Origin of the sequence: Streptomyces cahuitamycinicus, assembly GCF_002891435.1 — a bacterium.
Taxonomy (GTDB): Bacteria; Actinomycetota; Actinomycetes; order Streptomycetales; family Streptomycetaceae; genus Streptomyces; species Streptomyces cahuitamycinicus.
In genome coordinates, this window is sequence record NZ_POUC01000480.1 from 1 (window position 1) to 5,613 (window position 5,613).

The 5,613-nt window shown below is 72.6% G+C and carries 6 protein-coding genes and 1 pseudogene; 1 reads left to right on the plus strand and 6 read right to left on the minus strand.

The genetic code is table 11. The features are described from left to right. Nucleotides 1-801, minus strand: an 801-nt coding sequence (locus tag C1J00_RS37180; RefSeq protein WP_146046329.1) for an RNA polymerase sigma factor, incomplete at its 3' end; no start/stop codon positions are given. A 376-nt stretch (nt 802-1,177) separates the two neighbouring features. After that, the gene (locus C1J00_RS37185; RefSeq protein WP_102913328.1) at nt 1,178-2,125 is read right to left on the minus strand and encodes a helix-turn-helix domain-containing protein; all 948 of its coding nucleotides are present in this window, start codon (nt 2,123-2,125) and stop codon (nt 1,178-1,180) included. A 62-nt stretch (nt 2,126-2,187) separates the two neighbouring features. Here C1J00_RS37185 and C1J00_RS37190 point away from each other — a divergent pair, with 62 nt between their 5' ends. Continuing rightward, nucleotides 2,188-3,030 carry a phytanoyl-CoA dioxygenase family protein gene (locus C1J00_RS37190; protein WP_102913329.1) on the plus strand — a complete coding sequence of 281 codons (843 nt, stop codon included), beginning with the start codon at nt 2,188-2,190 and terminating at the stop codon, nt 3,028-3,030. On the opposite strand, the pseudogene C1J00_RS37195 reads toward C1J00_RS37190, so the two are convergent. The 4 genes and pseudogenes from C1J00_RS37195 to C1J00_RS37215 all read right to left on the minus strand — a co-directional run. Beyond that, nucleotides 3,030-3,370: pseudogene (locus tag C1J00_RS37195) on the minus strand (aldo/keto reductase); the annotation flags it as partial. The gene C1J00_RS37190 and the pseudogene C1J00_RS37195 overlap by 1 nt on opposite strands. Continuing rightward, complete coding sequence (locus C1J00_RS37200; protein ID WP_102913330.1) at nt 3,371-3,907, minus strand: flavoprotein; 537 nt, start codon at nt 3,905-3,907, stop codon at nt 3,371-3,373. A gap of 338 nt (nt 3,908-4,245) precedes the next feature. Further along, nucleotides 4,246-4,443 (minus strand): ferredoxin, encoded by a 198-nt coding sequence (locus C1J00_RS37210; protein WP_102913331.1) that lies wholly within the window; start codon nt 4,441-4,443, stop codon nt 4,246-4,248. Between the two features lie 8 nt (nt 4,444-4,451). Next, nucleotides 4,452-5,613: cytochrome P450 (locus C1J00_RS37215; protein WP_102913332.1), on the minus strand; the 1,162-nt coding region annotated here is incomplete at its 5' end.

Consider the following 5,613-nt stretch of genomic DNA (forward strand, 5'->3'; position numbering starts at 1 on the left):
ACAGCCCCAGCCCAGCACCGCCTCCGAGAGGGCGACGCCCAGGCCGTGGTTGAACTGGTCCAGCTGGTCGGCGGCGGCGCTGCAGTGCCCGCAGCCCTCGATATGTGCGCGTAGATCCGGGTCGAGGGCGAGACCTCCGCGACGGTACGTCACGTCGAGCAGGCGCAGATAGCGCCGGCACTCCTCGTCAGGGGCGAGTTCACGGTGCAGTTGGAGGCATTCCTCGCGCAGCCGGTCCCGGGCCCGGCCCAGTTCGACGCGTGCGCCCTCCTCGTCCAGGCCGAGCAACCCGGCCGGGGAGGTGAGGGGTTCGGCCTCGACGTCGACGTGCCACAGCAGGCAGCGACCCGACTGGGGCAGCCGCTGGAAGGCCCCGGACAGCAGGCGCCGCCGCTGCGAGGGCAGCAGCCGCGACGCGGGGCGCTCGCCTTCGCCGACGCCGGTGAGCAGCTCCGGGTGGAGCATGTCGAGTCTGTGATCACCGGCCCATTCGACCGCGATACGCCGCACGGTGACGAGCAGGTGGGACCGCCATGCGGAGGTCGGGCCGTTCTGGCGGAGGGTTTCGCCGAAGAGCCGAGTGAAAGCCGCGGTGGTGAGCATTCCCGCGGAGCGCGGTCCGTCGGTGCAGAGCCGGGCGTAGCCGAAGGCCGCCTCCCAGTGCCGGTCCAGCAGTTCGCCGACGGGGTGGAGCGCGGGTGTCGCCCCGGTCCACTTCCTGAGCTCCGCGCTCAGTTGCTCGTCCGTCGCGCCGAACCTGCGGGCCGGGGCCGGGGAATTCGACGGGCCTGCGTCTTTCAAGACTGCATTCCTCTCAAGGACATGCGGGGTAAAGTCCATACCAAGGGGTATGCCGGCTCGTCGGCCTCGCGCATACGGAAGAAGGGCGTGATGTTGGCACGCCGACAGGGCACACCTTTGCACAGGTCAGCGGCAGGGAACAAGAGATCACGCGGTTTCGTGCATTGCGGGCGCCACCAGCGCTTTTTGACAAGATGTCAAGCAGCGGGGTGAAAGGTATTTCCGTGGTGTCTGCCCCCATTGGCGGCGCGCATTTCGGCCACCCCGGAGGCCACCGTCGAAACCATTGAGGCACCGCCCCGCACAGCAGCTCACACCGCCGGCCGCCTTCCGGGCGCGTGCCTTTCGCGGCCTGTCCGGGAACCAATAGCGGTGCTCAGGCGGGCGGCTCGCCCCGCCTCGTGCGGTAGGCCCCGGGGGGCGTTCCGTAGCGCTCGCGAAAGGTGCGGTTGAAGTGGAAAGGGCTGGCGAAGCCCGAGGCCGCGGCGACGCGTTCCACCGGCAGGTCGGTGCTCTCCAGCAACCGGGCGGCGTGGCGCAGCCGCGCCTCGCGCAGGGCACGCATGGGCGACTGCCCGACCTGTCGGCTGAACAGATGGGCGAAGCGGGACGGCGAGAGCGCGACGCTCCCGGCGAGCGACCGGACGGTGTGCGGGGCGCCCGGGTCGGCGTCGATCAGCTCCTGGGCGCGGCGGATCCGTGCGTCGAGGCCGGGCCGGGGCTCCGTCGGCCGGGCACCGGCGGTGGTGAGGAGGAGGATCTCCTCCAGTGCGCACAGGGCCAGTTCACGGGCCGCACTGCCGTGCGCCACGGCGACCTGCCCGTCCGGAGGTGACGCGCCGGGCGGCGCCTCGGTGCCGGTCCAGCGGGCGTCGGCGTGCATCCGCCGGAACGCCCTCTCGACACGGCCGTGCACCCCGGCCGGGGCGGAGGTGACGACGTACATCCCGTCCCCGGCGTCGTAGGGCCGCAGCCACGCGGTCCAGGACGGGCGGGCCTGGCAGTGCGTCCACCAGAACCGCCAGTGCCGGGCGCCGGACTCGACGGCGTAGCCGTGCGGGACGCCCGGGGCGAGCACGACCAGCCGGCCCGCACCGGCGCAGGCCCGCGCGCCGCCCTGCCACAGCCGTCCCCGGCCTCCGGTGGTCCAGGTGAAGAGCCAGCTCGCCGAGCCGTTCGGTCGGCTGACCGCGTAGCCGGGGCTCTGGTGGAAGTGGCCGAGCACCACCAGCCCGGGCGGCGGGGCCGGGTCCCCGGTGTCCCCGGAGCCGCCGGTGTTCCCGCGCCCAGCAGCGGCGGGCAATCCGTCAGCACGCACGGGCATCCTCCTTGGCGGCTCGGGAGCCTAGCGTTCCGTACCGAGGACACCTGACCGAGGAGTGCGTCATGACAGTCACGGGCAACAGCGCCGCCGGGGCTTCCATCCTGGACCCCGCCGGGCTGCGGCGATACCGGGAGGGCTTCGAGGAGGACGGTTTCACGGTGGTGCGTGGGCTCTTCGGGGCCGACGAGATCGAGCGGCTGTGCGGCGAGTTCGCGGCGCTGCGGGCGGCCGGTCCGGTTCCGGGCCACTTCGAGCCGCGCGCGGCGGACGTGCCGGGCGCCGATCCACTGCACGTCTGGCCCCGGGTGATGCACCCGCACGAGATCAACGGCCTCGCGCGTGAGGTCATGCTGGACGCCCGGCTGCGGACGGTGCTGGAGGCTCTCCTCGGCGAGGAGGTGCTGGCCGCGCAGAGCATGTTCTACTTCAAACCGCCGGGGGCCCGGGGGCAGGCGCTGCACCAGGACAACTTCTATCTGCGGGTGGAGCCCGGCACGTGTGTGGCGGCGTGGGTGGCCTGCGACGTGATCGACCGGGAGAACGGCGGGCTGGAGGTCGTGCCGGGCACACATCGCATGGACCTGTTCTGCCCGGAGCTCGCCGACTCGGACGTGTCCTTCGCCCGGGAGTACGTTCCGCCGCCCTCGGGAGCGGCTCCGGTGCCGGTGGACATGGCGCCGGGGGACGTCCTGTTCTTCAACGGGAGCCTGGTGCACGGGTCGCAGCCGAACCGGGCCTCGGAGCGGTTCCGGCGGTCGTTCATCGGACACTACGTGGGGCGGTCGGCGGAGCGGATCGGGCGCTACTACCGGACGCTGACGATGAGCGGGGCCAGGGTGGAGCTGGCGGAGAGCGAGGGGGCGGGGCCCTGCGGCACGGAGTTCGCGCCGCAGGGTCCCCACTGAACCGCGCGAGATTGATGACCGGGCCTGGAGGCGCCGACGATCGGGGCGGTCACCGTGGGCTGGTGGAGGAGCCGGGCGAGGGCGACCTGCGCGCGGGGGCGCCCCGCTTCCCGGCGATACGGGTGACCGCCTCGACGACGGTGCGGTCGCCCTCCCGGTACCGGCTGCCGCGCGGTGTACTGCATCTTGGAGAACTGCCAGGCTTACATCGAACTCGCCCCGATGCAGCGGACCTTTCCCGCCTTGACGACGTCGTGCAGGGCCTCCATCGTCTCCTCGACCGGGTGTGCGGCTCGAAGCGGTGGATGCGTCAGAGGTCGCCGTGGTCGGTACCGAGCCGTCAGCCGCGCTCGACCAGGTCCAGGGCCCTGTCCCACGCGAACTCGCGCCGCCCGCCTGCCTCGTCCGGCTCTCCGGCGTACGGATCGCCGAACCGGACGCCCATCCCGCGCAGCCGTTCGAGGCTGTCCCGGTAGGCGGGGTGGGCGGCCAGGGCGTCGGCCACGCAGGGCAGGACGGCGATCGGCACGCCGAGCCCCGCGACCTCGCAGAGGGTGCCCAGGGCGAGAGTGTCGGCTATGCCGGCCGCCCACTTGTTGACGGTGTTGAAGGTCGCGGGGGCGACCACCACCGCATCGGGCGCCGGAAAGGGGCGCGGTTCCTTGGGGGTTCGCCAGGCGGACCGGATCGGGCGGCCGGTCCTGGCCTCGACGGCGGCGGTGTCGAAGAAGCCGTTCATGGCGACGGGCGTCGCGATGACGCCCACATCCCAGCCCCGTTCCTGTGCGGCGGCGATCAGTTGGCCGACGTCGGCGGCGATACCCGCGGCGCAGACGACGACGTAGAGGAAGGGCGGGCGGGCGGCCTGTTCGGTCATCCCGGAAACCCTAGCGACTGCTCCGGGCTCACCGGAGGGGGAAAGCGGCTCCGCGTTCGGCCTCCGGCCGTGACCGTGGATGCGGCGCTCCCTCTCCTCGATCGGCAGATCGTTGATGCCCGCCTCGCGGTGGGTCATCAGGCCGTGCTCGTCGCGGGCGTTCCGGGAGTACTTCGGCGCGCTGGTGGCGGCGTGGCTGCCCGACGCGCCGGCCGGGCAGCTCTCTTCCTGCCGGCCGAGGGTGCCGTGGTCACGGCTGGGGTGACCGGGAGCGCCGAGCCCGCGGCCGAGGCGCGCTAGGCGGGCCGGCAGCTCCCGGACGCCGGGTGAGACCGAGGTCAGCCCACCGTCCCGGACACGGTGATGGCGCCGACCGGGCAGGCACGGGTCGCCTCCCGCAGCAGCGGGCTGCCGCCGCCCTCCGCGCCGGGCAGCAGGGTGCTGTAGCCGTCGTCGTCCTGGGTGAACACGTCCGGGGCGGTCAGGGCGCACTGGCCCGCGCCGATGCAGACGTCCTTGTCGATGCCGATGCGCATGGTGCCTCTTACCAGGTCACGGGGAGTTCCAGCATCCCCTGGATCGTGTCGCCCGGCTTGAAGGGGATCTCCTCGGCCGGAGCGGCCAGGCGCAGGGTGGGCAGCCGGGCGAAGAGGCTGTGCAGGGCGATCTCCAGCTCGGCGCGGGCGAGGTTCTGGCCGAGGCACTGGTGGATGCCGAAGCCGAACGCGACGTGGTGACGGGCCGGGCGGCTCCAGTCGAGCGTGTCCGGCTCGGGGTAGACCGTCTCGTCGCGGTTGATGACGGAGGTCGCGAAGACCACCCCCTCGCCCTGGCGGATCGTCGTCCCGCCCACCTCGATGTCCTCGACGGCGAGACGCAGCATGCCGTCCGCGATCGACAGCATCCGCATCAGCTCCTCGACCGCGGCCGGCAGCAGTCGCTGGTCCGCGCGCAGCTCGGCGAGCCGCTCGGGGTGCTGGAGCAGGGTGAAGGTGCCGAGCGAGATCATGTTGGCGGTCGTCTCGTGACCCGCGACCAGCAGGATGAGAGCCATGGCGATCAGGCCCTCGCGGTCGAGGTCGCCCTCGCGCAGCCGCCGTTGGACCAGGTCGTCCAGCAGGCCGGTGCCGGGATCCTGCTGTTTGCGGTCGATCAGCTCGCCGAAGTACGTCTCCAGCCGGTCGCGCGCATCGAGTACGTCGGCGGTCTCCGGGCCGCGCAGCAGCCGTCGCGACTGGGCCTCGAAGAAGTCGTGGTCGGTGTACGGGACGCCGAGCAGGGCGCAGATCACCATGGACGGCACGGGCAGCGCGAAGGCGCTCACCAGGTCCGCGACGGGGCCCTCGGCGATCATCGCGTCGAGCCGCTCGTCCACGATCTGCTGGATGCGTGGCCGGAGTCCGACGGCGCGCTTGAGCGTGAAATCCCCGACGACCATCCGCCGCTGGGCTCGGTGCTCGGGGTCGTCGACGCCCAGCAGGGCCGTTCTGCGGTTGCGGATTCCGGCGAAGCGCCTGCTGGGGGCCGGGAAGCCGGGCCGGTCGCGGTTGGACGACAGGCGCGGGTCGGCCAGTAGGGCGCGGGCGGTGGCGTGCCCGCTGACCAGCCAGGCCTCGCGGCCGTCGAAGAGGGTGATGCGGGTCAGGGGCCGTTCGGTGCGCAGCGCGTCGTAGGCGGCGGGCGGGTGGTAGGGGCAGGTCCTGCTC